This window comes from Ruegeria sp. ABF4_144 (assembly GCF_056160045.1).
Genome location: NZ_JBSWWK010000003.1, coordinates 118,975 through 144,043, shown reverse-complemented (window position 1 = coordinate 144,043; position 25,069 = coordinate 118,975). Strand labels below are relative to the sequence as shown.

19 protein-coding genes and 1 pseudogene are annotated in these 25,069 nt (G+C 51.9%); 13 read left to right on the top strand and 7 right to left on the bottom strand.

Translation table 11 applies throughout. The annotated features are described in order from the left end of the window. The first annotated feature begins 27 nt into the window (after nt 1-27). A complete protein-coding gene (locus ACXAGD_RS21090) occupies nt 28-906 on the top strand; it encodes an AraC family transcriptional regulator (protein ID WP_475213739.1) in 879 nt (292 codons plus the stop codon). Between the two features lie 389 nt (nt 907-1,295). Here ACXAGD_RS21090 and ACXAGD_RS21085 read toward each other — a convergent pair. After that, a pseudogene (locus tag ACXAGD_RS21085) lies at nt 1,296-1,837 on the bottom strand (DDE-type integrase/transposase/recombinase); the annotation flags it as partial. Nucleotides 1,838-2,190: 353 nt separating this feature from the next. Here ACXAGD_RS21085 and ACXAGD_RS21080 point away from each other — a divergent pair. Continuing rightward, complete coding sequence (locus tag ACXAGD_RS21080) at nt 2,191-4,116, top strand: caspase family protein (protein ID WP_475213737.1); 1,926 nt, start codon at nt 2,191-2,193, stop codon at nt 4,114-4,116. Nucleotides 4,117-4,751: 635 nt separating this feature from the next. Here the strand turns inward: ACXAGD_RS21080 and ACXAGD_RS21075 are convergent. After that, nucleotides 4,752-6,419: a caspase family protein gene (locus ACXAGD_RS21075; RefSeq protein WP_475213735.1), complete on the bottom strand. Its 1,668-nt coding sequence runs from the start codon at nt 6,417-6,419 to the stop codon at nt 4,752-4,754. A gap of 168 nt (nt 6,420-6,587) precedes the next feature. On the opposite strand from ACXAGD_RS21075, the gene ACXAGD_RS21070 reads away from it, so the two are divergent. Further along, nucleotides 6,588-7,241: a hypothetical protein gene (locus ACXAGD_RS21070; protein WP_475213733.1), complete on the top strand. Its 654-nt coding sequence runs from the start codon at nt 6,588-6,590 to the stop codon at nt 7,239-7,241. Between the two features lie 77 nt (nt 7,242-7,318). Then, a complete protein-coding gene (locus ACXAGD_RS21065; protein ID WP_475213731.1) occupies nt 7,319-9,151 on the top strand; it encodes a CHASE2 domain-containing protein in 1,833 nt (610 codons plus the stop codon). Between the two features lie 674 nt (nt 9,152-9,825). Here the strand turns inward: ACXAGD_RS21065 and ACXAGD_RS21060 are convergent. Further along, entirely contained in the window at nt 9,826-10,740 is a 915-nt protein-coding gene (locus ACXAGD_RS21060; RefSeq protein ID WP_475213729.1) for a LysR substrate-binding domain-containing protein, read from the bottom strand. A 178-nt stretch (nt 10,741-10,918) separates the two neighbouring features. On the opposite strand from ACXAGD_RS21060, the gene ugpB reads away from it, so the two are divergent. From ugpB to ACXAGD_RS21030, 6 genes are all read left to right on the top strand, one after another. After that, the gene (gene ugpB, locus ACXAGD_RS21055; protein ID WP_475213727.1) at nt 10,919-12,229 is read left to right on the top strand and encodes a sn-glycerol-3-phosphate ABC transporter substrate-binding protein UgpB; all 1,311 of its coding nucleotides are present in this window, start codon (nt 10,919-10,921) and stop codon (nt 12,227-12,229) included. A gap of 61 nt (nt 12,230-12,290) precedes the next feature. Continuing rightward, complete coding sequence (gene ugpA, locus ACXAGD_RS21050; RefSeq protein ID WP_155150415.1) at nt 12,291-13,172, top strand: sn-glycerol-3-phosphate ABC transporter permease UgpA; 882 nt, start codon at nt 12,291-12,293, stop codon at nt 13,170-13,172. Nucleotides 13,173-13,192: 20 nt separating this feature from the next. Continuing rightward, the gene (ugpE, locus tag ACXAGD_RS21045) at nt 13,193-14,029 is read left to right on the top strand and encodes a sn-glycerol-3-phosphate ABC transporter permease UgpE (protein WP_170427154.1); all 837 of its coding nucleotides are present in this window, start codon (nt 13,193-13,195) and stop codon (nt 14,027-14,029) included. Between the two features lie 3 nt (nt 14,030-14,032). After that, nucleotides 14,033-15,088, top strand: a complete 1,056-nt coding sequence (gene ugpC / locus ACXAGD_RS21040; RefSeq protein WP_475213725.1) for a sn-glycerol-3-phosphate ABC transporter ATP-binding protein UgpC — start codon at nt 14,033-14,035, stop codon at nt 15,086-15,088. Continuing rightward, nucleotides 15,088-16,035, top strand: a complete 948-nt coding sequence (locus ACXAGD_RS21035) for a glycerophosphodiester phosphodiesterase family protein (RefSeq protein ID WP_475213723.1) — start codon at nt 15,088-15,090, stop codon at nt 16,033-16,035. Before ugpC ends, ACXAGD_RS21035 begins: the two co-directional genes overlap by 1 nt. A gap of 105 nt (nt 16,036-16,140) precedes the next feature. Further along, complete coding sequence (locus tag ACXAGD_RS21030) at nt 16,141-16,590, top strand: NUDIX hydrolase (RefSeq protein WP_475213721.1); 450 nt, start codon at nt 16,141-16,143, stop codon at nt 16,588-16,590. A gap of 147 nt (nt 16,591-16,737) precedes the next feature. On the opposite strand, the gene ACXAGD_RS21025 is transcribed toward ACXAGD_RS21030, so the two are convergent. Further along, complete coding sequence (locus ACXAGD_RS21025) at nt 16,738-17,346, bottom strand: histidine phosphatase family protein (RefSeq protein WP_475213719.1); 609 nt, start codon at nt 17,344-17,346, stop codon at nt 16,738-16,740. A gap of 680 nt (nt 17,347-18,026) precedes the next feature. On the opposite strand from ACXAGD_RS21025, the gene ACXAGD_RS21020 reads away from it, so the two are divergent. Both ACXAGD_RS21020 and ACXAGD_RS21015 read left to right on the top strand, forming a co-directional pair. After that, nucleotides 18,027-18,860, top strand: coding sequence for an ABC transporter ATP-binding protein (locus tag ACXAGD_RS21020; protein WP_475213717.1), 834 nt, complete (start codon nt 18,027-18,029; stop codon nt 18,858-18,860). 2 nt (nt 18,861-18,862) lie between these two features. Next, the gene (locus ACXAGD_RS21015; protein ID WP_475213715.1) at nt 18,863-20,497 is read left to right on the top strand and encodes a hypothetical protein; all 1,635 of its coding nucleotides are present in this window, start codon (nt 18,863-18,865) and stop codon (nt 20,495-20,497) included. Nucleotides 20,498-20,940: 443 nt separating this feature from the next. Here the strand turns inward: ACXAGD_RS21015 and ACXAGD_RS21010 are convergent, their stop codons facing one another. Next, a complete protein-coding gene (locus ACXAGD_RS21010) occupies nt 20,941-22,008 on the bottom strand; it encodes an aldo/keto reductase (protein WP_475213713.1) in 1,068 nt (355 codons plus the stop codon). Between ACXAGD_RS21010 and ACXAGD_RS21005 the strand changes: the two genes are divergently transcribed. Continuing rightward, nucleotides 21,982-22,836 (top strand): LysR family transcriptional regulator, encoded by an 855-nt coding sequence (locus ACXAGD_RS21005; RefSeq protein WP_475213711.1) that lies wholly within the window; start codon nt 21,982-21,984, stop codon nt 22,834-22,836. The genes ACXAGD_RS21010 and ACXAGD_RS21005 overlap by 27 nt on opposite strands. A 298-nt stretch (nt 22,837-23,134) precedes the next feature. On the opposite strand, the gene ACXAGD_RS21000 is transcribed toward ACXAGD_RS21005, so the two are convergent. Beyond that, nucleotides 23,135-23,596, bottom strand: a complete 462-nt coding sequence (locus ACXAGD_RS21000; RefSeq protein WP_475213709.1) for an N-acetyltransferase family protein — start codon at nt 23,594-23,596, stop codon at nt 23,135-23,137. Between the two features lie 426 nt (nt 23,597-24,022). Continuing rightward, the gene (locus ACXAGD_RS20995; protein ID WP_475213707.1) at nt 24,023-24,922 is read right to left on the bottom strand and encodes a hypothetical protein; all 900 of its coding nucleotides are present in this window, start codon (nt 24,920-24,922) and stop codon (nt 24,023-24,025) included. Between the last annotated feature and the right edge of the window lie 147 nt (nt 24,923-25,069).

Sequence of the window (25,069 nt, the reverse complement as noted above, 5' to 3'; positions counted from 1 at the left end):
CCGCAGATAAACCGCCTATTTCCTTGCATGAAACAACTATCCAATCTCAAAGAGCTGGCGTTGAAACATGCAGGCTCATCTGCGATTCCCGAATTGGAAGTACATAAGCTGGACCAGCCTACGGAGCTGATCCCACTCATATATGAGCCAAGCGTTTGCCTGATTTTACAGGGTGAAAAGCGCACCATCATAGGGGATAGGGCGCTGGATTATTCGGGTGGCTCGTGTCTAGTGATAGCCGCAGAATTGTCTGCACTCGGACAAGTCACCCGCGCATCTGTCAGCGAACCTTTTTTGGCGCTTGCTTTAACGATCAATACAACAAAACTCGCTGACGCGATGCGAAAAGCCCCTATATCTGAGCACTCAGGCGATCAAAGTTTTGGTTTGCAGTCAGCTTCTGAATTGCTGATTGAAACTTGGGGCAGACTTTTAGGCGTGCTTGACCGCCCGGATGAAATAGCGGCACTTGGACCTCTCTATGAGCAGGAACTTCTGTACAGGTTTCTCGTTGGGCCAATGGGTCCCTTCTTACGTCAGATTGGCACAGCAGATTCCGATCTATCCCGCATTCGTCAGACGATGGAATTCATACGTCAAAATCATGCCGAACGCTTAGAGGTCCGTGAAATGGCCGAATTGGCGGGCATGAGCCTTACGACCTTCCACCGTCGCTTTAAGAAATTCACTGGTATCAGCCCACTCCAATACCAAAAGCAGATCCGGCTGCATGAAGCCAAGCGTTACCTGGTTGCCCGTGAAGGCAACGCTGCTTCGGTGGCTTACCGTGTAGGCTATGAAAGCACGTCCCAATTCAGCCGCGAGTATCGACGATTATTCGGATTGCCACCGCTTCAAGATGCTGCCGCGGCACGAGAATTGGCGAAGGTTGTTTCTACGTTCTGAGGCCAAAGTTCTCACCTGTTGACGTTCGAACGTTCGTCGCGTGTGAAACCGATCGTTCAGCATAGTCCCCAGCAAGGGTAGCAATGGTGACTTTGCCAACTATCAAGCGATCGCCGCGAGCAACCTTAGACTGCGCATTGCGACCGTCCATCAGACGCGGAACCTCGCATGTACAGCAAGACTTTCGGGTGTCGAGGACGGTCCATTTCGGACCTCAGACACGCCATGCCAATACTGCTGGTGAAACCCGAATAGCCGCCCTTCGCCGCAGGCGCAGTCTTTTATCATCAGCGAGCGTATTGGACGATAAAGTGGCCCTCTTGCTGCGATCTAAAGGAGGCTATCAGACAAATTCGCACCAGTCTCAGTTTGCCGAGGAAACCACGAACCTATCCGAAACAAAGTTGAAGCCACTCGGCAAGAGCGGCGGTGCGTATCAGTTTGAAGGTGTCTCCGCTGGTGACCGATCTTTCTTGATTGGAATGGTTGTCGGCATAGGACTGGAAGGAGGCGAATTTCTGCAAACTTCGCATGCGCCTGAAACGTTGCATGACCCGTTCTACTCGTCGAAACGGGAGGCACAAATTCTCCGCCCGATCATTGAGCCACTTGCCTGTCCTTTTTTGTGAGCGCTGCCTTGTTTCGGCGTTTGATAACAATTGTTCCCAGCACCCAGCCTTCGTGATCAAAAGCGCGCCAAAAATATTGCTGCTTGCTAAATACCTGCACGAAAACCTCGTCCACGTTCTACTTCCATTTGGAGAACTCGCAGCTGCTGAACACGTTTCCATCTGATCTCAGCAGCAAACATCAGGCCAAACCTATTCCACCAATATTGAACAGTTTCGTGGCTCACGTCGACGCCTCGCTCGTCCAACAGGTCTTCGACATTCCGAAGCGAGAGCGGGACTCGGATGCACAGCATCTCCGCGCAACTTTGGTCAAGTCGCTCAGGTTAGCGGTGTTGAAGAGCGCATGTACTCAAGAGGTCCATTGTGCGTCTAGAGATCATGTTTGGCCGACTGAAAAATAAGTGCAATGTGGCAACCAGATACGACAGATTTCACTACTACCCCCACACTAGCCTCAGTCGCCATTTATTGGCCATGTGTCCTGATCCCAAGCACTTTGATAGTTTCATCATCTTCGGTACAATTGGTTTGCTGGTTTTTGGTTCAATGGAGATCGTTCCGGCATTTGGAAGAAATTCAAGAATGGTTTTCTGGTCCAGACCTCAGTTTGATCTTTCCTGACCGCCTAACTTAACTTTGTGTGAGTACTACGATGCCGGTATTTGTTAAATTGTTTTGCGCCATAGTATTTGCAATGGGCTCTATTTTCATGCCAAGCGCAAGCGCAGCTGAGGGTAAGCGAGTTGCTTTGGTGATAGGAAATTCCCATTATCAGCACGTCTCCAATCTCCCTAACTCTGCCAATGACGCAAGAGACATTTCTTTGGCGCTTGGCCGCGTTGGTTTTGAGGTAACCGAAGGTATTGATTTGGACTACCGCTCGATGCGCCTGGCGGTACGCGACTTTGCCCTAGTCGCACGAGATGCCGAAACAGTACTTATTTACTTTGCCGGGCACGGGATCGAGATCGACAACACTAACTTCCTTGTTCCGGTCAACGCAGAGCTGAAAAGTGACGTCGACGTTGAACTTGAGGCCATTCGCCTTGATACAGTTGTGAACTCCGTGGCAGTTGCCAACGGTTTGAAAGTGGTTCTTGTGGATGCATGCCGAAATAATCCATTCCTAACAAACATGACACGGACTTCCACCACACGTTCGATCGGTCGGGGGCTTGGCCGGGTTGATCCTGGTGGCGTTTTGGTCGGATACGCCGCTCGTGCAGGTACGTTGGCGCTGGACGGCGACGGTAGAAATAGTCCTTACGCTCAGGCGTTGCTTGAACACATTGAAGAGCCTGGCCTCGAAATTGGGCGACTCTTTCGAAAGGTTCGATCCACTGTATTGTCACTGACGGATGGTTACCAAGAGCCGTTCACCTACGGCTCATTACCAGATCGAGAAATTTACTTGGTTCCAGCCACCCAAACCACTCAACAAGAAGAAACAAAGGCACCAGATCCTCTTTTGACCGAGAGTCCGTTGGTATTGGCATGCGATAGGTTGGCATCGGACCCAGACGACTTATCAAAGCCAAACGGGCCGCCTGGAGTAATTGACGAAAATATTGAACTCGAAGTAGCGATACCTGCCTGTAAAATCGCAACTGAAGGACATCCACAGCATGCCCGCAGTTTTTATAATCTTGCGCGGGTAGAACTGCTCGGTGGAAACACTGAGGCTAGCGTTAATCACTTCAGAGAAGCAACCAGACTCGGTCATTCTTTGGCCAGGGTAAAACTGGGAAAATTGCTATTGCAGAGTGATAACAATGCGCTTGTTGAGGAAGGCATTTTGTTTTTCGAAACGGAAGCGCGCGGTGGGAATGCAGAATTTGCGAAAATACTTGGCGACCACTTCAGTGGGGCGACTGGGTCATCCGTTCCAAAATATGATAAGGCAATGTTTTATTATGAAATCGCGGCTAGCGCTGGTGACCCGGATTCGATGTTCCAGATTGGCCAACGTTTGGTGTCCAATACACGGTCCACAAAAGAGCAAAGAGCATTAGGTTTAAAATTTCTTAACCGTGCTGCAAAAGCAGGGAATATTCCAGCCCAAAACCGTCTTGCAAATGAATACTTCGCTCATGAAAACCCGAACACCAGACAAAAAGCTACAGTGCTTTTTGAAGCAGCTGCTAGTGCAGGTGATACGCATGCCCAACGCCGTTTAATTCAGATTTATTCCGGCAAGAGTGGTTTTTCAGAAAACGCAGAGCGTTATGCTTTTTGGGTTCTCGCACTTGCAGATAGCGGCGAGAGCCGCTTCAATGTCGAAGCCGGATGGAACTACGAAGTAGGTCGCGGTGTTAAAAAAAACCCTGAACAGGCAGCAAAATACTACTACGCTGCATTGCGTAACGGCGAAAGCCTACCCCTTGAACGCTCCGCTTCAGACTGGGACAAAGATACTGCCAAAGAGATGCAGAGACTTCTGAGTTTTTATTGGGAAGCACGTTATGCCGGTCCAATAGACGGGCTGATAGGCAAGGACTCAATAAATGCAATGCAACGCGTGTGTGAATGTGCGGCCAGCCCGCGTTCAAAAGACTTTTCAAAACTATTTTCGCACTGAATTAAAAGCGCAATGGCCCTGCCTGACATTTTGTTAGATTTGGCACAAGAACATGTAATGGGGTGGGTAAACAACATTCGTGGCGTCGGTCCAAGAGCATGATATCTAAGTTAATTACTTCTACTCTTGTACCCAGATCATCCGCTTTACTGTGAAGTTACAGTTTCGCCTCTTTCCGTTGCTTTGGAAGGCGTATGATTTATTGCGTAAAGGCAAGGTAGAATTAGGCCCAATGCTACGGTTATAACTGAAAAACGATCGTTCGTCGCTTAGGCCAATCCAGTTCTAGCCGCACCCAATTCAGAAAATGGACTTTGCAACCGTAATACTACCAGCAATGGCAGGAACAAAACCGCCTTTGTTCCGCAAGCCATGCAGTCTGCGACAGAACCGCATTCACTTTTTTCGACTCGTCATTCTGTTCGTGTGAAAGAAAGGGGCAACAAACGCCTGAAATCTGCCCGTTTCGTCAAATCACTGATCTGGCAACCTAATCACGACTTGATAACAAAAAACGCATCGCGTTCAGAGACTTGTAGTTAGAAAGACTACTTTGACTATCTCCGCGAGTGTTTTACGGCGCAAGTGGTGGACCGCCCTCCTGCAACCAATCAAAACAATAAGGAGAACGGAAATCAGCCTCTTGATACGACAACATGACATTTGTCCCGTGATGTCGCGTGAAACTCAAACGGTTCCATGGTTGGGGTTAAATAGTAGTAATAGCTAAAGCCTTGAACGTCTGGAGTAGTCAACCTCAGTTCGTAACCGACAATCCCTCCGCTCAATTCACGAACCCATCCTCCTGTTCGTACAAGCCGTGCTGAAAAGTTACTTTCTGATGTGTTCCGCAGTGTCAGCGAATGCACAATGATCATGTTGGGATATGGGCTTTCTTCGGGGCAATGCTCGACCAGTCGCCATGCGCCGTTCAGAATTTCCGGGTCTTCTGCTCCGCGCACAATGCCCGAACAAGCAAAGCTGGGAAGCTCTCGCAATGCGCTTAATGTATTAATCGAGAAAGTCGTCGAGAGCGGTAACATGGAGCTAAACTGATTTGACAACTCCAACAACGCGCCTCTCGTTTTGTTCCCAAGCTTTCCATCAGGCTGGCCTGCACCACAACTCAGCCTGTTTAGCTCCACCTGAATGGAGTATACAACTTGCTCGTCCTCGGACAGCCCTTCCGGGATTCCCGTCAAACTGATGAACCAACCTCGGTAGTTACGCGACAAACATTCCACGTCGTCACCGCACGCGTCTCTACTCTGCTCGTGCTCCAAATGGTTCAGCAACAACTGCCCCCAAGCGTCGCCACCGCCAAGCTCTTCGAGGCGCTTTTCAAACAGGTTTTGAACCTGCTGCTGCTGGGCCAACAAGCCAGGTGTCGCGCAAACTTGAATATGGGCCGGTTCCTGGGGGCTTCGGCACAGAGCTGGAACTTCAGGATTAGCCGGTACTCCGATAATTTCATTAGGGTGGACAGAAGACTTGGGCGAAGGAGGTGGCGCAGAAACTTTAAGGGGCGGGACCAAGAAAATGTCATGGCCAGGCAACGATCCATAGGTAAATGGCTCCTGATACCCGTCTGTCAAATCGAATACTGTGTCCCGCACCTTGCGGAACATCTTTCCCAACTCCAAACCGGGTTCTTCTATGTGGCGCAGAAGAGCTTGTGCATAGGGGCTGTTTCGACCGCTGCCGTCCAGCGCCAGCGTACCGCTGCGCGCTGCGTAGCCTACTAAAACACCACTCGGATCTATGCGCGCCAATCCATGCCCAATTGATCGTGTGGTAGACGTGCGCGCCATATTGGGGACAAAGGGGTTATTTCGGCAGGCATCGATCAGAATTATTTTCAAACCTTTGCTGCCGGAAACAGAGCCTATCAGAGTGTCCAATCGGATGGCCTCGAGATCTATATCCCGGTCACTTTGCAGTTCGGCGTCAACAGGTATCAGGTAATTCGTATTGTCAATCTCAATGCCGTGACCAGCGAAGTAGATTACCACCACTTTGGCTTTCTCTGCGGCTTCAGCGAAATCGCGGATCGCGATGCGCATATCTCGGTAACTCAGATTCAATCCTCGGGTCACATCGAACCCTATGCGCTCGAGTGCGTCAGCCAAATCGCGAGAGTCATTATAAGTGTTTGGCAGGCTTGAAGCACTCTCGTACTCAGAATTACCAATCACAAGGGCGACGCGCCCGTCTTTGGCGTTTGACAGCGCCGGAATACAGAAAAGACATGTCAGGACAAGAAACTGCAGAAGAAACCTGATGTGGTGAACGACAAATGTCATACTGCAAAACCTGAACCAATTCCGTTGAGCATCGCCATACTACAATACTATGGGGCATTTTTCGATGATTGAGCGTCTTACAGCGAAAACTGGACACAGTTTAGAATCAAAATTACATTGTAAGAATAAGGGATATTTTGTCGTTAAATTTGTTTCGCGAGGCGTTGAGTGTCGTGCATTAGTTTTTCAAAAATCGCACTAGTTGCTCTTTTGATCGCTACTCTAATGCAAAGCGGCAAACTCGCGACTGCCAATGAAAAAAATTCCTCTGAAAAGGACGACGAAGTTGTATTCGTGCCTCCGAAAATTGGTGCACCCAAAGAGAGAATGGGAGCGGGTACGCGGGATTATGATGCGGATGGTGAAAACGGCGCTCTGTTGTTGCTGGCGCCTGAAGATGGCGGTTTGACTACACTGGCATCGCCACCGCTGGTTTGGCATCTAGAAATCGGTCACCGGGGCGATCTGGCCTTCGCTCTGGGTCCGGTTGGCTTACCGGGCGATCAGGTGCTGATTAGCGGGCCTTTCCCGCCAGGTTATTACGGTCTGGATCTGGTTCGGCTTGAGCAACAACTGGAAACTGGCAGAATATACGAATGGGAGGTTTTGCTTCTCGACAGGAACTCAGACACGGTGATTGCGCGATCAACGCGCCTTATCGAACGCGTTTCGGAAGAAGTGGGTTCCGGAGAGCCGTTAGCCGAAGGGTTGTGGTTTGATGCGTTGTCGCCGCTGGTCGATATCAGTCTGAGTGGCCGTGTTAGACCAATCAACTCCGAGCAATTTGAGCAACTCTTACGGTCAGCCGGAGTAGTTTATTGATATCAAAGGGCCGAAAGCAAGCAGGCTCAATGGCCTCATCGCTATTACCAAAATGGCAGCGATGGGCTCTAGCAGTATTGATCACATTGATCGTCGGAAGTCTGCTTGTCGTCCTACGAAACAAAGGGACATTAGAGCCTTTCGAACTTGCTCACTACGACTGGACGACATCCGCCATATCGCAAAGGACGCAGGCAGAGGATGTCATTCTTGTTGCCATATCCGATCACGATCTTGGCCAATGGGGTTGGCCCATTCCGGACGCTCAGCTTGCACAAATCGTTGAAAACCTGCTTGAAGCTGGCGCGGCCGCAGTTGGAGTGGATATCTATAGAGATGTTCCGGCTGGTGCTGGTCGCGAGAGCCTGCTTGAAGCTCTCAATGATCCCAAAGTAGTAGTGATTTCGAAGTTGCCCGGTGAAGACGGCTCGGGAATTGCCGCCCCGCCGGGCGTACGGACAGGATTTTCCGATATACCTATAGATACTGACGGTGTCGCCCGACGCGCATTGCTGCTGGTAAGCGATCCACAAGGAATTTCATTGTCTTTTTCGATGCAACTGGCAGCCGAGTTTACACGCCGGTCAGCGCTGCAAAGTGATCCGAGCAATCCCAGCAATCTGATGTTTGGCAACACTGTGGTGCCCCCATTGAATGATGGGTCCAATCTGTTTCGCAATGTCGATACGTCCGGCTATCAAATAATCATCGACTATAAGAATGCGCTGCCGATTGCGAACAAGATTCCAGCTGAAGACGTGCTGGCAGGACGAGGGCTGGATCATATACGGAATAAGGTGGCTATCATCGGCGTAACCAGTCAATCGGTTAAGGACTATTTCGGGACGCCGCTGAATCGTTCGACCGGAGCAAGTTTTACATACGGGGCTGAAATTCATGCGGCCATTTTCCAGCAGCTGGTTGACTACACATACGGTAGCCTGTTGCCGTTACGCCCTTTAGAAAGTTCTCTTTCCTCAATCGTAATTTTTGCCTCGGTCTTTGCTGGGGCGTGCATCGCAGTCTTTGTTAGGGTCACGGCGAAATCTATTGGGCTAGCCGTAGGTGGATGTGTGGCATTGATACTTGCGATGTCGTTTTTCCAAAAAAGTGCTCTGTTGATGCCAGTTGCTCCATCCGCGTTGGGCTGGTTTTTGGGATTTTCGTCTGCATTTGCAATCATCTCGGGTGTTTCGCGTAACCAACGGCGTGCAATCGTGCAGGTCTTTTCGTCTCACCTTTCAGACGAGTTGTCTGCAGAGATTTGGAAGCAAAGAAAAAGCCTGCTTTCTGGCGGTAAGCCGAAATCCCGCCAATTGTTTGTCACAGCGCTGCTTGCCGACATTGAAGGCTCGACGAGTATTGGTAAGTCAATGGATGCTGAAAGCTTCATGGCTTGGGTGTCGCGCATTCTGGATAAGTTGGGTGAGATTGCCCGGCGACATGGAGGATTTGTCGAGAAATATACCGGAGATGGTATCCTCGTGATCTTCGGAGCGCCTATACCCAGTGACACACGAAAACAAAGACAAGACGACGCCCTTTCGGCCCTGCGATGCGCCCGGGAAATGCGTGCCGCTGCGTTGGAACTGAACCGCAGTACAGACGGACACCAAAATTACAGACTACGAATTGCTTTGAATAGCGGCGAAGCTTTTGGGGGAACCTTGGGCGTAAGCGGTTCAATGCGCTACAACGTCATCGGGGACACAATAAATGTAACTGCAAGACTGGAGGGTTGGATAAAAACACTGGATGAGGAAGCCGATGGAATGCGCCCTGTTTGCATATCAAAGCAGACTGCAACGATCATAGACAGTCAAAAGGAATGGCCCGAATACTCCAGTTTTATTCATGATGATGGTGAAACCAGGATCGAGGTTATAAAAGTTCCCCAGGCCTCAGACTGATTGGCCATTTCTAGTGCTTCTTTTGCAGCTCTAATGAGGCTATCGCCAATATCTGTAATCGTTCCTGCCAACTGTTTGTTCAGAACAGATAACATACCTAGTTGTGCATATCTGTTTTAGAGGACGTAAGGGTCACTAGATTACAGTTTAACGCAACCGAGGCAGGCCTCTCTGACTCGATTGAGTGGTCAGTTTTTTGGGTTTCCCGGCCACCCTACCCTCACGCTTTTTCGTTTAGTGCGCTATTCTTTAGAGGCATGAGAAAGCCAAACCTCAAGCGCTCCGCGCCCGCTGTGCATCATGCCAAATTTGCTCGAACAGTTCCTCTGTCAGAACACGAAGGATACCTGTCCTCTACTTCAACGTCTAAGCCAGGTCGCCCCCTTGGAAGCCTGCTTGGTTAGACTAAACGCTGTTCGGTGGAGCTATCCGGTCTTATGCCAGACTTGATTGGAAAGGCCGCCATGCAGACAAAATGGGCACTAAAGCGTCATGGGATTAGGCACTAAATCATCCTAATTCAATTGCAAAACCACTCGCTTTTTCGCCGTTTTGGCTTTGAAAGCGAGGTCAATCTTGGCGGCTATTCCAAGTGCTCAAGACTTGGTTTCAAGCTATCAAGATAGAAACGTAAGGTATACTGGCAGCGAACGTTAGCGTTAGCAGCCCTACAATCAGTGGCGGGGTTTATCCACCTTGTAAGGGGCTAAACTCTCGCGGAACTGTTCGATGAACTCAAGCGTCACCAGTGACGGTTGCTTCAATATCGGGCGCACAAGGGAAAGCGTATGTGACAAGAGCGGTTTGAACGGTCGGTAGCTCAATCCGTCGTCTGCATATTGGACGGCGTCCAACTCGCTGACCACGGAAACCCCGACACCTTTTACAGCCAACTCACAAGCCGCCGTGAACTGCCTGACTTCGATGTGGGAATTCAGTTTGACGTTAGAATTTTGAAACGCTTTTGAAAGCTGTCCGAAAAAATCGCTGTCGCGCCGTGTGTGAATAATCTTGGTATTTGCAAGATCCGCAGGTGTCACCTCGGAGAGGCTTTCCAATTCATGTCCGGTGGGGAACACGCAAACGGTACGGACATCAATGTCTCTGCTCTCGACGGCTGGATGCCCGTTAAAACTGTCTGTGATTCCGAAATCATATTGCTCACCAATCATCCACTCGAGAATACGTTCCGGTCTGTCGGGCTCGATGGTCATAGTTACACCAGGCCGATCACCCAAAAACTTGGCTACTACATTGGGCAGGTGGCTGGTGGCGAACCCAGGCAAACATGCGACTCGGATATGCCCTGCTTTGCGTTCGGTTATGTCTTGACTGACGTCCGAGATCTGCTTCATGAGTTCAAGAACACGCTCTATGCTGGGTTGTAGGTAACGCACCTCCTGTGTCGGCACCAACCTGCCTCCGCGGCGATCAAAAAGTTGAAACCCAAGCGATTTTTCAAGATCGGAAAGCAGCCTGCTCACAGCTGGTTGGCTGACTCCCAGATCAGAAGCGGCCCCCGTAACCGAGCCATTGGTTGTTACCGCCATGAGTGCTTCTAACTGTCTGATCCTTAGGGTTTGGCTCATTATTAGTCCTGCTTTCTACTGACCGCCCTAATTGCATAATACAGTGTTATGTTTTTTGCCAATAATAAGGTCTTGAATTATATTTGGCCCAATGTAACGTCGGTGGGATAATAATCTCACCAGATGCGCGATGCGCTTGGTGTTAGTGACCGCATCAGTTTGATGCATGGGAGGAATCATGAATAAGCAATTTCTCGGCGCTCTCGCCGTAACTACTGCGTTGTCCCCCGTGGCGGCGATGGCCCAAACTGAAGTTCAGTTCTGGCACGCTTTCACCGGCCGACTGGGTGAGCTTGTTAAAGCGCAGGTTGAAGAGTTCAACGCCAGCCAGAATGAGTTCGTCGTGGTCGAAAGCCACAAAGGCAACTACTCGGAAACCTTGAATGCAGGTATTGCTGCATTCCGTGCTGGTGAGCAGCCGCACATCCTTATGGTATTCGAAGTGGGTACGGCAACGATGATGTCGGCCGAAGGTGCGATCAAACCAGTCTATGAAGTGATGGCCGAGAGCGGCGCATCCTTTGACCCGGATGCCTATATCGGGGCCGTCAAAGGTTATTATACGACCACTGACGGAGATATGTTGTCTCTGCCTTTCAACTCCTCCACGCCCGTCTTGTGGGTCAACCGCGACGCCATGGAAGCGGCAGGAGTTGATCCGGACACTGATCTGTCCACCTGGGAAAAGGTTGGCGACGTACTTGAGCAGCTAAAGGCTGGCGGTGAGGACTGCCCGCTGGTCACCGCATGGCAAAGCTGGATTCACCTAGAGAATCTTTCAGCCTATCACGATGTTCCATTCGCATCGCAGGACAACGGTTTTGCTGGTTTAGATACCGAACTGATGCTGAACGGACCAGCGCAGGTCGCGCACCTGACGGCAATGGGTGATTGGGCCAAGGATGGCAAGTTTATCTACACAGGGCGTAGAAACGAAGGTGGCGCAAATTTCCGGGCTGGTGAATGCGCGTTGTTTACAGAAAGTTCGGCCGGTTACGCCGGTATCAGTTCCGAGGCCGAATTCGAGTTCGACGTGCGCCCGCTGCCCTATTGGGAGGCTGTCACCACCGAGCCGCAGAACACCATTATCGGCGGTGCATCCTTGTGGGTGATGGAAGGTCATGACCCCGAAGAATACAAGGGCGTTGGCGAGTTCCTGAGCTTCCTTTCTTCTTCGGACGTTCAGGCAGCCTGGCACCAGAACACCGGCTACCTCCCTATTACTGCCGAAGCTGGTGAAGCCACGCGTGCCGCAGGTTTCTATGACGCAAACCCAGGCACCGATATCGCGGTGATCCAAATGACCGCGAAGGAACCAACCGCAAATTCGAAGGGTCTGCGTCTTGGATCGTTCGACCAGATCCGCGGCATCATCGACGAAGAGCTTGAGGCCGTCTGGTCCGGTGAGAAAACCGCTCAGGAAGCGATGGACAGCGCGAAAGAGCGCGGTGATGCGCTGTTGCGCCGTTTCGAATCTGCCAATCAATAAGTCGTAACTCGATGCGGGCCTGTTCTGGGCCCGCATTTTCTTTCTTCGGTGGACTATCAGGATGGAAAAACGCGTCACTTTCCGCGGCTGGCTTTTGCCATTGGCACTGATCGCCCCTCAAGTCATCATCTCTGCTGTTTTCTTTTTCTATCCTGCCGGCCAAGCCGTTTGGCAGTCTCTGTTCATACCTGATCCCTTTGGGCTGTCTTCCCAGTTCGTAGGGCTCGGCAACTTTGAATTCCTGCTGAGCGATAAATTCTACCGTGCCTCTTTCGTGACAACCGCAGTGTTTTCAACGCTCGTCACACTGTGCTCGATGATCCCCGCCTTGTTTCTGGCGGTTATCGCAGATCGTCTGATCAAAGGGTCGGGCGTCTATCGGACATTGCTGATCTGGCCATACGCTGTTGCCCCCGCCGTGGCCGGTGTCCTGTGGCTGTTCATGTTCAACACGCGCGTTGGCGTCGTATCGTGGTATCTCGGCCAACTTGGCTATGATTGGAACCACGTTCTGAACGGCACCGAGGCCATGGGGCTGGTGGTTGTAGCCTCGGCCTGGGGGCGCATCAGCTATAACTTCCTGTTCTTTTTCGCCGCGCTGCAATCGGTCCCACGGTCGGTGATCGAGGCTGCGGCAATTGACGGCGCGCGCTTTTGGCGCCGGTTCTTCACGATCGTACTGCCGCTTCTGTCTCCCACGGCGTTCTTCCTGCTGGTGGTGAATGTGGTCTATGCCTTCTTTGAAACCTTCGGCGTGATCCATACGATCACAGGCGGCGGGCCGCAGCAGGCGACGACCATTTTGGTTTACAAGGTCTTCTCGGACGGATTCGTTGGGCAGGATCTTGGGTCATCCTCGGCGCAATCAGTCATTCTGCTTATCGTCGTGGGCCTGCTGACCGTCATCCAATTCAAGTACGTGGAAAAAAGGGTGCACTACTGATGGCCGCCCAAAAACATGGAATGGTCGAAAAACGCGGGATGGGAATCTGGCTAACCCATGCGCTGATGATCCTTGGCGTTCTGATCATCTTCTTTCCGATCTGGTTGGCATTTGTCGCCTCGACCGTGACGCAGCCGGAAATCGTGTCACCACCTATGCCGTTGGTGCCTGGCGATCAGTTCTGGGAAAACTACAAGGCCGCGCTGTTTTCAGGCGTGAATGTTCCGGTCGCCACGATGCTGTTCAACAGCCTTGTGATGGCCATCGGAATTGCGGTGGGCAAGATCGTCATCTCGTTGCTCTCGGCCTTTGCGATTGTCTATTTCCGCTTTCCCGGACGAACGACGTTCTTTTGGCTGATCTTCCTGACCCTTATGCTACCGGTCGAGGTCCGTATCGTTCCAACGTTCGAAGTTGTTGCCGGGTTCGGTATGCTCAACAGCTACTATGGATTGATCTTCCCTCTAATCGCGTCGGCCACGGCAACGTTCCTGTTCCGGCAGTTTTTTTTGACAATCCCGGATGAACTGGCCGAGGCTGCTCGGGTCGACGGTGCCCGCCCGATGCGGTTCTTCATTGACATCGTTGTGCCCATGAGTCGAACCAACATCGCAGCGCTGTTCGTGATCCTATTTATCTATGGGTGGAACCAATATCTCTGGCCGCTTTTGATCACCACCGACCCTGAAATGAACACCATCGTGATGGGTATCAAACAAATGTTCCCGTCCGGCGATGATGTGGCTGAATGGCCTGTCATCATGGCGACGTCCATTCTGGCGATGATCCCGCCGGTTATCGTCGTGGTGTCGATGCAAAAGCTCTTTGTCCGCGGCCTTGTCGATAGCGAGAAGTAAGAAATGGCAACAATAACTCTAGAGAACGTCAAAAAGAGCTTTGGCCCGACGGACGTCATCCATGGTATCGACATAGATATTGCAGACGGTGAGTTCATCGTGATCGTTGGCCCTTCAGGCTGCGGCAAGTCCACGTTGTTGCGGATGGTTGCCGGACTTGAAACCGTGACGGCGGGCGAAATCCGGATTGGAGAGGAACGGGCTAACGACAAAGAGCCGATGGATCGCGACATCGCGATGGTTTTCCAGAACTATGCACTCTATCCACATATGTCTGTGCGCCAGAATATGGGATACGGCCTTAAGATCGCCGGTCTACCCAAGAGCCAGATCGACGAGAAGGTGACCGAGGCTGCCAAGCTGTTGCAACTGGAACCCTTACTGGATCGCAAACCAAGACAACTTTCCGGCGGCCAGCGTCAGAGGGTGGCGATGGGTCGGGCTATTGTCCGCGAACCAGCAGTATTCTTGTTTGATGAACCGCTGTCGAACCTAGACGCTAAACTGCGTGTACAGATGCGTCTGGAAATTCGTGAACTTCAGGAGAAGCTGGGCATCACCTCGCTTTACGTAACCCACGATCAGGTCGAAGCGATGACGATGGCTGACAGGATGATCGTCATGAACGGCGGTATCGCCGAACAGATTGGAACGCCATTGGAGGTTTACGAAACGCCTAGAACGCTGTTCGCGGCACAGTTCATTGGCAGCCCCGCGATGAATGTGATTGATGCCCGGCGTGAAAACGGGACAGTCAAAATCGGCGAAATAGAAGTTGCCCCATCTGCGGGTCCCGATACCGCGTTGAAGATGGGGATCCGCCCAGAGCATCTGTTCTTGGATGATAATGGTCCACTGGAAGCAGCGATCCAGATTGCAGAACCGTTAGGGGCAAACACTCTGTTGCACGGGCAACTCACGGGAGTCGGTGAAGCGATCACGATAAGCCTTCCAGGCGTCCATCCGATCGAAGGCCGGCATCCGAATATGCGGTTCTCGATCGCCTCCGAGCACATGCATCTTTTTGACCAATCAACCGGTGAAAGGCTGGAAAGCTAATGGACTTTCCGCAGGTCGAAGCTTTTCGTGGTGGTAACAACCTTATCCGTGTTGTGGGACATCGAGGGGCAAGAGGCGTTTTGCCTGAAAACAGCATGATTGGCTTTGACTTCTCGCTGTCCATCGGCGTACCGCTTCTGGAATTTGATGTTGTTCTGACCGCCGATGAAGTTCCGGTCATAACCCACAATCATCGTCTGCACGCATCTAGCTTTCGCGACACCAACGGCCTGTTTCTTTCCGGCGAAGAGCCGAAAGTCTCTTCTCTGACTTTCGAACAGATCCAGCAATTCGATATTGGACGTTTAGACGGGCATTCTGCCTATGGCCAACGCTTCCCGGATCAGGCGCAACTGGATGGCGTTCGTGTCCCAAGGCTAACAGACTTGCTCGATTTGGTAACCGAACCGAAATACGGCGATGCCTATCTGATGCTCGAATTGAAGTCGGATCCTGACCTGGCTGACGATGCGCTTTATCGAGAGAAATTTGTTTGGCGAGTTCTTCAAGAAGTTCGCGCCAAAGGTCTATCTTCACGCGCAGTTTTGCACAGTTTCGACTGGAACCTTTTAGAAGAATGCCGGCGACAGGCTCCGGATATGCCGTCGTCTTACCTTACGCAGCTTCCGGAAAACGAGGACGATGTAGGCGAGGATTCATCGAAAGCGGTTTGCCCCGACTTCCGCGGTCGCCGCGACGAAATCCCACTTTTGGTCAAGCAAGCCGGTGGTTCGCTTTGGTGCCCATACTACGCGGATGTAACCGCAGAAAACGTGGCCCTCGCAAAAGAGATAGGTCTATGTGTCGCCGTTTGGACGGTTAATGAGCACGAAGATATAGGCAGGATGATCGACCTGCACGTAGATGCAATCGTATCTGATTACCCTGGGCGGGTTCAAAGGCATCTGTCGGATCTAAACATGGGGTGGCATGTCGGCAACCAGTGAATTCTGCATCGCTAATTCGTGACGTTTTTTAGGTTTCTTCCTGTCATCATCGGAAAGGATCAGTCACATCATCACTTTAACCTGCTGTATTGGGCGAAATACATAATGGCTCAGCGTACTAAACAAGTCGCAGCATTACCTCTGCAATTGTTCGGTGACCGCCTCAAAGTGCTCCTTATCACGTCGCGTGATACGGGGCGCTGGATCATGCCTAAGGGCTGGCCGATGGACGGTGAGAAAGACTGGCGCGCGGCAGAGATTGAAGCGTTGGAAGAGGCTGGAGTCGAAGGTACAATTTCTCGCAAGCCGATTGGTGAGTTTGAGTACTCTAAGATTTTTAACGACGGGACCAGTGTCCAAGTGAAAGCCACCGTCTACCCGCTTTACGTCTATAAGGTAAAACGCCGGTGGAAGGAAAGGCACGAAAGAAAAAGACATTGGTTCTCGCCTAAAGGGGCTGCGAAAGCACTCAAGCAGCCAGAGCTAGAAAACTTGCTCATAGACCTAAAAAACAATCCAAGAAAGAACAAATCAATCCGCGAGTTGCTACCTTGACTTTTTGCGTCGCAGTTTACCCAGGCTCAAATCGATAGCGATCTTGCTCTGAAAAAGCCGACCCAACCCTTTAATTCAGAAGTTGTTTAGTAGGCTCGAAACCACCTAAAAGTCGATCAATTGGGAGAAGTACCAAGCATCGACGCCCTAGTGTTCAACAAAGGTTGAATGACCGCATCGCAATTCGATGAAACCATCTTGAGGTTCGTTCAATTCAAAAATTTCTTCAGCGGACAAGTTCAAGTAAATCCCTCTAAACACGCGCAGGGTTAAGCCGTGACCAACAATTATGACAGCCCCTTCAAACGACTTGCCGGTATACCAAGCAGAAACCCGGTTATGTACGTCAGCATAGGACTCTCCGCCGGGCACCGGATAGTTCCAACGGTCAGAACAGCGTGCATCCCATTCCTGTGGAAACCGCGTTGTGATCTCTTTTTCCGTCAAGCCCTCCCAATGTCCAAAACTGCATTCCATCAAACTGTTCTCATATTCGATGGTTTCGGGCGGTAGGCCAAGTTGCTCAATGACGATGTGGGCCGTCTGTGCCGCTCGACCAAGTGGGCTTGAGATAACCGTCAGAGGGTGACGACCAGACAGGCGGTGCTGCAGTCTTTCTGCGCTCGCCACTGCCTGAGCGACCCCTCGCTTGGTCAAGGGCGAGTTCCGCCGACCTTGACGTCGTTTTTGCAAATTCCATTCGGTCTCACCATGGCGAAGCAAGAAAATTGTAGGGCTGAATTTTTGACTCAACACGTATCGAAGCCTTCCAGCACTGAAGCAAACCGAAAAATCCTGATCTATTATCTAAGATGTGCCCAGTTTATGTGGATACCCCCGGATTCAAAAAGGCTTCGGACTTGTGCGACTAAGTTTATGGCGACAAAAAAAAGTAGTCACTCAGCCTTCGCGCCGAATGCTTAGTCGCTGCTCTCGGGCTACTTTGGGCTCCAAGCTGCCGTTCTCTGCGAGCTTAATTAAGGACTGCTTCTTGAGTTTTTCGACGGTTCAAGCGTTCCAAGACAACGTTAAACAGAAAGCCAGTGAGCTTCTTCGCAACCCAGAAACCGGCGCAGTGTATTTTTCGGGCTTAGCTGATCAGCAGAATGTCCTACCCAACAATCGGCCCATACCGGACCTTCACCGCATGACCTCTTTGCTGTGGCGCTGCCCCCCAAGACCGGACCTTCGCTGCATCCGCAACATCGGAATACTTGCGAGCTCACAAAATGCGGACTTCGCAGGCATTCAGGTGTGACATCCGAACGTCGGCTTTGGAAGATCAGTGGTCAGAACTCACCACTTCTTCCGGTACAGCAAGTCGACGTAACCTTTAGCAAATCCCAGTGCGTCACCCGCGTATTTCCAATGTTTCATTCAGCTATGGGCATAAAAAGTGAATTGAAAAACAATTTTGGACTTAGAATTGACATGAATTGGTCCAAAATTTCGATGACTTGATTGGTGTTGGGGCCCATGTCAGCCCGCTAAGCTGGCGACAAACCAAAAAATCTCGAGCAAAAAAGCACATGATCAGAGTCACAAACTTCAGCAAGCAGTATAAAGGCTTCACGGCCGTGAAAAATCTCAGCTTTTCGGTCGAACCCGGCCAAATCCTAGGGCTGGTCGGGGCGAATGGTGCAGGTAAGACGACGACCCTGCGCGCCTTGTGCGGGATTGTTCCTCCGACCTCTGGGAGCCTCCTGGTTGCGGGCCATGACATTGTGAGGGAGCCAATCGAAGCCAAAAAGAACATCGGCTATATTCCTGATGATCCGCGACTTTTTGATACCATGACGGTCTGGGAGCATCTCGCCTTCACTGCGGCGGCTTACCAACTCGCGGATTTTGAGGAAACCGCCGAAGCGCTTCTTGTGTCCTTCGAGCTTGCCCACAAGCGCGATACGCTCGTCCATAACTTGTCCCGCGGAATGCGCCAGAAGGTGGCGATCGCCTGTGCCTTTCTGCACGATCCCAAGGTGATCCTGTTCGATGAGCCCCTGACGGGGCTCGATCCGCAGGGGATCCGGGGAATCCAACAGGCGATCCGCGAACGTGCGCAGTCCGGCGCCGCCATCATCATCAGCTCGCATCTCCTGAGCCTGTTCGAGAACTTGTGCACGCATATTATGGTGTTGAACCTTGGTGAGTGCCGCAGGTTCGGCACGATGAGCGAGGTGCTGAGCGAGGTCGGAGAGACAGACAGTAACTCGGCCCTAGAAGAGGCGTATTTCAGCATCACCCAAAACAAAGAAATGGCTGAAGTTTAAAAATGGACTCCGCGCTTTTTCGTCTTCTTTTGATGCGCCTGCGTGGCGGTATTCGCCTGCGTCTGATCCAATTGACAACTTTGCGCGGCCTGCTCTTTTCTATTGCTTTTTGCGGGATCATTTGGCTGCTGCTGGTTGCAAACAGCTCCTCTCTGGAAACGGGGTTCTTGGCAGACGCAGCCTTGGATCGGCAAGCTCTAAGCACGCAGATCAACACTTACATGCCACTCGGTATGCTTGCGATGTCCCTGCTGACGGTCGTGTTGTCCACTGGTCCTACGTTTCATTTTTCGCCGACAGAGATCAATTTTCTTTTCACCGGGCCGTTCCGTCGGCGCGATCTGATCCTCTACAAATTCGGTGCCTACGTTGCTGGTGCCACCTTAAGCAGTGCGCTCATCACCATCTTTGCGCAGGCGCAAACGGGGTCCGCCCTGACTGCGTTCATCGCCTCGCTCCTGACGCTCGTCTTCGTTCAGTTGAACAGCGCCGTCATCGGCATGGCTGGGCAAGCACTGGAAGGCAGCAGGCTTGCACGGTTTCGATGGCCCGCAATTGCGCTGTTATCCGCCGCTGCAATCGCAACTGCGGTCTACGCTTGGGCAACGCCCGATCGCAGCCTACTCGACCTTCTGTTCGAATTTCGCCACTCGTGGATCGGTACCATTATCCTGTCACCCTACATCGTGTTTGCCGAACTCTTCGCAGCGCCATCACTTTTTCCGCATCTATTCGTTTGGGCCTCAATCGCGGTCCTCATAAACGCTGCACTGCTGCACCTTGCAATTAAGCTCGACGCGCGCACGACCGACCGTGCCTTAAAGGAAAACGCCCGACAGAGCGACCGATGGGAGCGCATAAAGCAAGGAGGATCGTTCTGGGCAACTGAACGGACCGAGATACCGTCGATCCGTCGTGCGCCGATTGTAAGTGGCTTGGGGCCGATTGCCTGGCGGCAGGCCCTCAACGTTGCCCGCAGTTCATTCAGAGTCGTGGCAGTATTTGTTGGTATGGCGGCCTGCGTCGGGCCTATCCTTTCGGCGACCGGTATATCGGCCACGGACTCGCGGGCCGTGTTGTTTTTCTTTATCTTTTTTGTATTCATCTTGCCACGGACACTGGTCTGCGACTTTCGCGGCGACCTGAGCCGAATGGAAGTCTACAAGACCTTGCCCATCACACCATGGCGCATCTGCGCAGGTCAGCTCGTGACTCAGGTGGTTCTGGCCTGTTTCGTGGCTGTTACAATGATCGTCAGCATCGCCGTCTTTGAAGATGGAGTCGGCATATCCGACGCACTGACCCTTGCGGCTTTTGTGCTCCCGTTGACCGTGCTTCAATATACCGTTGAGAACACGATACATCTTTTGTTTCCGACAAAACTCCTCCCGATGGGACGAGCAGACTTCGAGTTTCTTGGTCGTTCACTTGTCGAGTTCATTGCGAAGACGATCGCCATTTTGGTTGCTGCGGCGGCATCGGCTGCCGTGGGGCTAATCACTTTCACAACCATAAGACCCTCCTTGGTCCTATCGGGGCTGTCCAGTTGGATCACATTGACATTGATCGGGCTTTTGACGTTGGCCGCGATGCAATACGCGTTCCGCCGGTTCGCAGTGGCAGAAAACGTCGACTAAAGCGAAGAATGGTGATCTCTGGCTGATGCCTTCAACCTCCTTGAGTCCCCGACCGTCTGAGTGGCGGGTTTGGGCCTGATATCTTCAAACATAGTGAGGACACGTTGAAACTAGCTCTGTCAAGAACTGCAATTCACCTAAGGACCGTTCCTTGCACAACATCGAATAGGTGACTACAGCCCGAATTGGGCATCGTCTAAGCCTCCGGTGAGGCGACGCTTTTCTAGAGCCACCGTAGCTATGATTGATCGTCACAGCAGTACAGCTGCACCTAAGCAGACTGTGGTACGACGAGCAGCACTCTCCCAATGGCAATGACCAGGTAGCGGGTCAGCGAGAGCTTTCGCTGCGACTGCGCCAACGTCTGTTTGGCAACAATGTGCAGTGGTCTTGTGGATCGCAGTTTTCAAAACCTCATCGCTTAAGAAAGTCGGTTAGATTTTCTAGCGGGCTCGGTCTATCGCGTCAGCAGGACTGCGTTCGATCACAGTTTCGATTTCGTTCATGACAGTTTCAGGCAAAGGGCCAAATGGCAACGCCCCTGCAATACCTTCGAGTTGTTCCACTGTTCGTATACCAGGAATTGGGATATTCGTCTGACCCCTTGCCCAAAGCCAACCGATTGCGCCTTGAACCAGACTGCGGCCCCCCGTTGTCAGCAAATCCCGTACAGCATCAAGTTTCTGCAAATATTTGGGGTTTCCGGCAGCATCTTTGAAATAGTCCGTTCTGGGATTGGAGGTTGAACGTATGTCCGTGTCAGGCATTGTCGACTTGGCATTGTATTTTCCTGACAGAAGACCCATTGCAAGCGGCGACCTAATCAATGCACTGAGGTTATGTTCATCGACAATGCCTTGCATTTTCGGCGCATCCAGCAAAACATTCATCGCGTGTTCGACAGTCGCAAACCCTGGTCTTTCCGCCACGCACGACAGATTGACGGAGAAATCAGTACTCCAACCGTAGGCACGCACCTTGCCCGCTATCCGCGCCCGCTCCACCTCGTCGAAAATCGCTTTTGCCTTTGCGACCGAAAGGCTGTTGAGGTGCAGCAGAAGCAGATCAATCCGGTCTCGCCCGAGCCTTGTAAGCGATGCTTCGATTGCAGCACCCACAGTGCTTGGGTCTTCCTCGTTCCCCAAAAGCTGTTTGCTTTCCTCGTCAATGGCGACACCGATCTTGGTCGCGATCAGCGCATCCGGACGATCTTTGAGAGCGTGGGCTAGAAGCCGTTCCGCATGTCCAGCGCCATAGGCGGGAGCGGTATCAAAAAGCGTGATTCCCGATGCCAACGCCGCATGGATGGTTCGGACGGATTCCGCATCGTCAGAATTTGCGTAGCCCACCGTCTCATTCCCGGCGAACATTGGACCACCGATTGGCCAGCACCCCATGCCAATAGGAGAAATATCTTGGTCTAGAAAGCGCATCTTATACCTCCAGTTATCGTTTCCTGCACCAGAACACATCCACGGCTTCCCATGAACGAAACACTCTGCAATGATCATTTCATGAATGAAATGATGTTGGACTGGGATGATCTGCGTCTGTTTCTTGCAGTGGCCCGGCTTGGCGGCCTGTCTGCAGCGGCGACCGCAACGGGAAAAAGTGCACCGACCCTTGGCCGGCGCATGTTGGCGTTGGAAAGGCGGTTGGGCCAAGAGTTGTTTGAACGAACTGCCCGTGGCTACGCGCTCACTCCCGACGGAGAGGACCTGCTGGCCAGCGTCGCCGGGTTGGAGAACCGTATCCTGCCCCTGGTGAACGACAAGAACGAGTGGGCGGGACCGTTGGTGAAGGTTTCCGCGGGGAGTTGGGTCACGCATGTGCTTTGCGAAAGGGTTTCCTACATTGCAGGCCGCGAGCCTGCGAGACTTCGGTTCATTGCGGACGATGCGACATTAGAAATCGGGCATCGTGAAGCTGTTATTGGAATTCGCAATCACCGCCCTACTGACTCGAGGCTTGCTGGTCGCAGAATTGGTGAGATTCGATTTGCGGTCTATGCTCAAGACAAAAGCGTTTCAGGCTGGGCGCGTGTTCTGGGAACCACGCCCTCCGCACAATGGGTTCAGGCCAAGCCGCGAACGAAAGAGGACGTTGAGATTACGCAACCACGCAACGCGCTTGACTTAGCCCTTGCCGGTTCTTGCCGTGCAGTTCTCCCCACCTTCATCGCTGCAAAGTTCCCACAGCTTGAGAGGATATCACCACCAATTACCGATCTAACGCACGATCAATGGCTCGTAACACATCATGAGGACAGATTTCTTCCTGAGGTGCGCAGTGTGATCAATAGGACGTTCAAAGTTTTGCAAGAAAACTGCATGAGCTAGAAAGGCAACGGCGCGATAGCGGTCACACGATCCATGTGCGGAAGTTAGTAGGTTAGGCTCTCTGCCGACCTCGAAGCAAATGCAGTATGTAGACGCTTGAATCGCCGCACCAATTGGAGAACGGCCCAAAGCCGACACCAGCGATGATGCAACGAGGGCCGTCACACCTGCCGCTCTCTGAGAGCGCAAAGCAATCGGCTGGCTGAACTCACGCAATGCGGACGAAGCTGCCATTGCCACACCGAGCAAACAAGTGAAACTTGCCTGCCCGAGGACAAGCCAGCATTGCTTTTTCCTGTTAGCCTAGCGACTTCCAGAAGACGACTTTATCATCCCCAGCCGCCCAGAAGTCCCTGATACGGGCTTCCTCGCTGTAGCCGTTCTTGCGATAGAATTCGCGTGTTTGTGCGAACTGGGCCGTGCCTGAAGTTTCAGCTATCAAGATGCGCTGTCCACGCTCCTTGAGCTCTGCTTCCAGATGCTGAACGATGGCACCGCCAAAACCGTTACCCTGCTCGGTTGGCAGAATTGCTATGGCGAGCATGTTCCATGCACCTTCAGCAAGCTCCTCTGGGACTACGTAGCAGAAGCCCACGGCCCTACCGTTTGCTTCGCATGTCAGCCAAATGTCAGAGCTGTCACCATCGGACAAAAACCCTCTCACCATGTCAGGAAGCATTTCGCAGGGGAACAGCTTCGTGCCGTTAAGCACTTCCTGCAAAGCGGTGATATCGTCGTGCTTTGTCGGTCGTATTTTCATAGGTCTTCCGTCTTTCCTCGTGTTGCCACACAAACAAGGCCGCTTGATGTGACAGGCGCTTGGCTCGAGCATTAGTGATGATGGTTGAGAGCTCACGAGCCATGCAAAAGTGAAGCCTGCATTTTATTTGCGCAGGCTCTATTCGGCTTGGTCGTCCTGCTGTTCAGGACTTAGCGGTTTCCCGCAATCGTAAACATAAATTCTCCATCGCCCAGCTTCCGTGCCAAGCGTCCAAGCACGGTATCAGTGCATTAGCTTGCGAGCAAGACGACGTAGATTTGGGCGTGGAGCGGTTATCTGATAAATTCTATCAGCCAACAAAGGTCTCCCAGCGGGCCAGAAGTTAGCTCTGCGTAAAAAGTGGACGATCAAACTCAGCCTCAAAAAAACTCCGTACCCCAATGGCAGGCTGGCTCAATACTGTGATCAGAACCTGACCCTAAACGCCAGCCCAACCAATGGCGCAGTTTCATAGCTCTGACTGCTAATTTCTGCTCCACTCGCATCGTCTAGCGTCAAGCGGCCGTTAAATTCTGCGCCTGCAAATACACTCAATGAAACCCCAGGATTCGGGTTGTACCCAACAGAAAGAACTACGGGGATACTCTTATCTTCGCCCACTCCACCCGGGGCGAGGCCATCCCCGTCTAACCTGAATCGGATCCTCTCTGATCGCGCGGTCAACGAAAGGTTTATGGCCTCATTTAACGCGTAGCTCAGCGTCAACCCGGGACCTTGCGTCGCTCCAACACCAGAGCCAGTGTTCAAGTTCCAGCGATCATTTATGTCCCAATCGACCAACAGTGCTGGAAAAAAATCCGTACCGCCTTCATCAAGTTGAGAAAACGCCCCAAAGGCTGGTCCGACTGTCAGGCGCTCGCTCAGTTGCCAGGCAATACCTGCAAAAACACCGTGGGTTCTTCCGTCAGATGAGGACGCCCCACTTTGATAGTCCCACCTGATCTGCGGCGAAACAAAAACTGTTGCTCTATCGTTCAATCGAAACCGAACAGGAATAGCGACGCGAAGGTCACGGATGTCTTCCCAGGGCTGGTTGTTCGATTGGCTGAAGCTATAGTCCAGCTTGCCAAAACTTGTGGAAAGCCCAACGGAGTTTCCTCCTTCTAGGTTGTAAAGTGCGGTAGTACGCAGAAATGCTCGGCTTGCAGAGAACTTGCCACCCTCACTCAAATCCGCATCCCCTTGAAATGCGGCTAGCCCATCTACCTGATACGCCCAGCCTAGCCGGGGCTGTGCAGCCGACGGAAAAGCCGTGAACCCTAAGGAAACAATTCCAATGCAGCACGTTAGAACAAGGCTTTTCATCTGACATTTCCCACGTGACGCTGGTCTCCTTTTGGGTTGCCATTCCTGGACGATCGGTTCAAGTCCTTTACAGTCTGCTCTGCAGATAATGCGGCCGAATTAAATTCGTACGAAATTGCAAAAAATAAGATGTCTTTTCCAAGCAGC

What these genes read in the sequence shown, in the direction of transcription:
- ACXAGD_RS21090 (WP_475213739.1), top strand. Translation starts at nt 28, where the DNA reads ATGAAACAACTATCCAATCTCAAAGAGCTGGCGTTGAAACATGCAGGC.
- ACXAGD_RS21080 (WP_475213737.1), top strand. Translation starts at nt 2,191, where the DNA reads ATGCCGGTATTTGTTAAATTGTTTTGCGCCATAGTATTTGCAATGGGC.
- ACXAGD_RS21075 (WP_475213735.1), bottom strand. Translation starts at nt 6,419, where the DNA reads ATGACATTTGTCGTTCACCACATCAGGTTTCTTCTGCAGTTTCTTGTC.
- ACXAGD_RS21060 (WP_475213729.1), bottom strand. Translation starts at nt 10,740, where the DNA reads ATGAGCCAAACCCTAAGGATCAGACAGTTAGAAGCACTCATGGCGGTA.
- ugpB (WP_475213727.1), top strand. Translation starts at nt 10,919, where the DNA reads ATGAATAAGCAATTTCTCGGCGCTCTCGCCGTAACTACTGCGTTGTCC.
- ugpA (WP_155150415.1), top strand. Translation starts at nt 12,291, where the DNA reads ATGGAAAAACGCGTCACTTTCCGCGGCTGGCTTTTGCCATTGGCACTG.
- ugpE (WP_170427154.1), top strand. Translation starts at nt 13,193, where the DNA reads ATGGTCGAAAAACGCGGGATGGGAATCTGGCTAACCCATGCGCTGATG.
- ugpC (WP_475213725.1), top strand. Translation starts at nt 14,033, where the DNA reads ATGGCAACAATAACTCTAGAGAACGTCAAAAAGAGCTTTGGCCCGACG.
- ACXAGD_RS21035 (WP_475213723.1), top strand. Translation starts at nt 15,088, where the DNA reads ATGGACTTTCCGCAGGTCGAAGCTTTTCGTGGTGGTAACAACCTTATC.
- ACXAGD_RS21030 (WP_475213721.1), top strand. Translation starts at nt 16,141, where the DNA reads ATGGCTCAGCGTACTAAACAAGTCGCAGCATTACCTCTGCAATTGTTC.
- ACXAGD_RS21015 (WP_475213715.1), top strand. Translation starts at nt 18,863, where the DNA reads ATGGACTCCGCGCTTTTTCGTCTTCTTTTGATGCGCCTGCGTGGCGGT.
- ACXAGD_RS21005 (WP_475213711.1), top strand. Translation starts at nt 21,982, where the DNA reads ATGAACGAAACACTCTGCAATGATCATTTCATGAATGAAATGATGTTG.
- ACXAGD_RS21010 (WP_475213713.1), bottom strand. Translation starts at nt 22,008, where the DNA reads ATGATCATTGCAGAGTGTTTCGTTCATGGGAAGCCGTGGATGTGTTCT.
- ACXAGD_RS21000 (WP_475213709.1), bottom strand. Translation starts at nt 23,596, where the DNA reads ATGAAAATACGACCGACAAAGCACGACGATATCACCGCTTTGCAGGAA.
- ACXAGD_RS20995 (WP_475213707.1), bottom strand. Translation starts at nt 24,922, where the DNA reads ATGAAAAGCCTTGTTCTAACGTGCTGCATTGGAATTGTTTCCTTAGGG.